Source organism: Streptomyces sp. NPDC005070, assembly GCF_053600395.1.
In genome coordinates this window covers 1-3,107 of record NZ_JBSFZS010000331.1, presented here as the reverse complement: position 1 = coordinate 3,107, position 3,107 = coordinate 1, and the positions used below count along the sequence as shown (strand labels likewise).

The 3,107-nt window shown below is 66.5% G+C and carries 2 protein-coding genes; both read right to left on the bottom strand.

Annotated features, from left to right (window positions below):
- On the bottom strand, positions 1–455 hold a 455-nt coding region (locus tag ACWEBX_RS38600), incomplete at its 3' end, for a GNAT family N-acetyltransferase (protein WP_451889385.1).
- A gap of 693 nt (positions 456–1,148) precedes the next feature.
- On the bottom strand, positions 1,149–2,609 hold the full coding sequence (locus ACWEBX_RS38595; protein ID WP_451889384.1) for an MFS transporter: 1,461 nt from the start codon (positions 2,607–2,609) through the stop codon (positions 1,149–1,151).
- Between the last annotated feature and the right edge of the window lie 498 nt (positions 2,610–3,107).

Sequence of the window (3,107 nt, the reverse complement as noted above, 5' to 3'; positions counted from 1 at the left end):
GCGCTGTCGGCTTCCCGCGTGAGCCGGAACTCGGCCATGAGCAGGCCGGGCACGGGCCGGACGGTGCCGACACGGGTGAAGCCGAGCCGCTCGTAGAGGTTGATGGCCGGCCGGTTGTCCGCGCCTGTGCTGACCAGCACCTTGCCGCTGGGGGCCAGTTCGGTCAAAAGGCGGTCGAGCAGTCTCAGTGCGAAACCATGGCGGAACCATTGCGGATCGACGCACACGCGATCGATGTCGACACCGTCTTCTCCGGCCAGGCGCCGCCAGGCCACAAAGGAGGTGATCTGGCCGTCTCGTGTGACCATCCCGATCCAGCGCAATGGCCGCGCCTGCATTTCTTCCAGGGTCTCAGTGAGGGCGGGTATGCCTTCAAATCCGATCAGTTCGGCCTCTATCGCATATGAGCGTCGGGCGATCTGATGCACCGCGACTGCCGTACGCGTGTCGGTCACGTCCAGCTCGACGAGGAAGACGTTTCGACTGGAGGCACGTCTGGCTCGCCGTTTCGCGTGTGCCGCGAGGTTGCTGTATGAACGCATCACAGCCGTTCTTTCGGGTCGGCGGTCTTCAAGTCACTGACCAGGATGCTGGTCGGTGACAAGGGACGCCTGAGCAGTGGCTACTCCCGTGCTGCCAACTCCCTGCCACCCTCACCCCACCGTGCAGACCCCGGCCCGGAACGCCCGCCTTCGCCGGCGCAGCACCCATGCCCGCCACCGCGACGTCCTGGCGGTCGAACAGCGTGAACGCACGCCCGCATACCCAGCGACAAGGCCGCCGCTGGCGTGGTCAACGCCCGCCGGCGGCGGCCTGCGTCGGCTGGAAGACGAATCACCGAGATCGACGGGCGGCGTCTGCCCGATAGCGTTCCAGCACACCGATGGACAGTGCCGAGGCGGCCATCAGCCCGAACACGATCGAGTTCCAACGCTCTCGATCCCAGATATGGATCCGACCATCAGGACAACAACGCCGAACAGCACGACGGAGCCGCCAAGAGACCCCGCCGGTGCACCTTCGCAGTCCCAGAACCAGCTGTGACCGGTCATCGACTTCGCTGCCGCAGCACGCCCACATCACCACCGGCGTCGGCCTCCGGGGATCAAACCCCTGCCCACCTCGCGCACGAGGACGCCGGGGTGTGTTCATCCTCGTTCGGGTGCTGTGAGCGTAGCGTCGGCGTCCGTGTGAATGTCCTTGGAGCTGCGGGTGTGCCGCAGGAGGAGGGCGACTGCGAAGGCGCTCAGGACCGCGGCTCCGGCCCCGGTCAGGAGGGCAAGGTGCAGGCCGGACGCGAAGGCGTCGTTGGCGTGGTCGATCAGAGCAGGGTTGTTCGTCCTGGTTCCTGCGATGTTGGCTGCGGCAAGGGAGGAACGCGCTGCTTCCGCGATCGGAGCGGGGAGTCCCTCGAGGTCGAGGCCGCTGCGGTAGCCGGCGTTCAGAGCGCTGCTGAGAACGGCGATGCCCAGAGCCCCGCCCAGTTCACGGGACAGGTCGTTCACCGCGGACCCCACATTTTGCAGGCGGGACGGGAGTGCGTCGGTGATGGCCGCAGTGGCGGGTGTCATTGCCAGTCCCATGCCGGCTCCCAGAGGAAGCAGTCCTGCCAGGAGCAGCCAGTAGGAGCTGTCGGTGTCGAGTTCGGCCAGCACGATCAGGCCTGCGGCAACTGCGATCAGTCCCACGATCCAGGGGCGGCGGGCGCCGAACTCGGCAGCCAGTTTCGGGGCCAGCCGAGCGCTCGGGATCATCGCAGCGGACATCGGGAGCACACTCACCGCGGCGATGAGCGCGCTGTCGCCGCGCACGAGCTGAAGGTATTGCATCACGACGAAAATGAAGCCGAAGAAGGCGAAGAACTGCAGCGTGATGGACAGGGTGCCCGCAGCGAACGGCCTGTCGCGAAAGAGTCGTGGGTCGAGCAGGGGGTGGGGCTGGCGCAGCTCCCAGAAGACGAAGCCGGCCAGCACGATGAGTCCAAGAGCGATGCCCGCAAGGGTGCGGAAGCTCCCCCAGCCGTGCTCGGGCGCCTGGATGACCGAGTAGACCAGTATCCCGAGCCCGGCGACCGTCAGTGCTGCTCCGACCACGTCGACGCGCTGTTTCTCGGGCTCGGCGGACTCGGGTACGAAGACGTACGTGCCGATGACGGCTACGACCGCCAGTACGACGTTGAGCCAGAAGACCGACCGCCAGGACCACACTTCAAGAACGGCGCCCGAGGCCAGGAGGCCCAGTACCGCGCTGGCTCCCGCGACTGCGGCCCACACGCTGACTGCGCGTGTCCTTTGCTCGCGGGGGAAAGTGCTGGTGATCGTGGAAAGTGTGGCAGGCATGACGAAAGCGGCTGCGACTCCGAGCAGTGCCCGCAGAGCGATCAGGATCCCCGGCTCGGAGGAGAACGTCGCCCCTACTGAACCTGCTGCGAAGAGTGCGAGTCCCCCAAGAAGGGCCTTCCGCCGCCCGAAGCGGTCGCCGAGCGTTGCTGCAAGGAGCAGGAGGGAGGCAAAGACGAGACTGTAGGCGTCGATGATCCAGGCCAACTGGGTCTGGCTGGCGTGTGTTTCACGGGCGATGTCTGGAAGCGCCACGTTCAGCGATGCCATGGCCGAGACGACCGTTGCCAGGGCAAGGCACGTCACGGCCAAAACCGCACCGTGGCGAACTGCGTGCACCCGACCGTCAGCCCGAGCTGATGCCAGACCTCCTGCGTTCATGAGGGACACCCCTATGGTCGGACTGACGGGTGCCGGCAGCTTGCGGTCTGCCGTTGGTACGACAGCGCGCCGGGCGCCTTCCAGCGGACCCGAAGATGCAGATCGGGCTATTTGGTCCAGAACGTAACGTTACCGGCCTTGGCCTGACCTTGCCGTTTGAGTGATGTGTCTGTGTCCTGTGTCCTGTGTCCGTGTGCCCGAGAGGGTGACTCCTCCCCCTCGTGACGTGGGGGTTTCTCGCTATGCCGGTTGGGCTTCGCGACGGGCCAGCCCGGCCCGTAGAACGTTGATCGCGCGGAACCCCGCCACCACCGCGTGGTGCGCCGCTCAGGACCTGCTCTACGCCGAGGAGGAGGCCCGCTGGCCGGCCCGTGACGCTCTGTTCGC

Excerpts from the sequence above, each read along its gene's own strand:
- ACWEBX_RS38595 (WP_451889384.1), bottom strand. The coding sequence starts at position 2,609 with ATGGCATCGCTGAACGTGGCGCTTCCAGACATCGCCCGTGAAACACAC.